Here is a 282-nt window from a genome sequence, read left to right on the forward strand (position 1 = left end):
GTGAAACGCCGTAGCGCCGATGGTAGTGTGGGGTCTCCCCATGCGAGAGTAGGGAACTGCCAGGCATCAAATTAAGCGTGCTGATATGGCTCAGTTGGTAGAGCGCACCCTTGGTAAGGGTGAGGTCCCCAGTTCGACTCTGGGTATCAGCACCACTTTTTAGGTTAAAGTTCGGCAGATTAGAAAAGAATTTGTCTGGCGGCAGTAGCGCGGTGGTCCCACCTGACCCCATGCCGAACTCAGAAGTGAAACGCCGTAGCGCCGATGGTAGTGTGGGGTCTC

General features: G+C 55.3%; 1 tRNA gene and 1 rRNA gene. Both read left to right on the forward strand.

The features are described 5' to 3' along the window. Positions 1-79 precede the first annotated feature (79 nt). A tRNA-Thr gene (locus FQZ95_RS07875) sits at positions 80-155 on the forward strand. Positions 156-194: 39 nt separating this feature from the next. Next, positions 195-282: ribosomal RNA gene (gene rrf, locus FQZ95_RS07880) — 5S ribosomal RNA — on the forward strand; the annotation flags it as partial.

This window comes from Escherichia sp. HH41S, assembly GCF_009820115.1.
GTDB classification, from domain to species: Bacteria; Pseudomonadota; Gammaproteobacteria; order Enterobacterales; family Enterobacteriaceae; genus Escherichia; species Escherichia coli_F.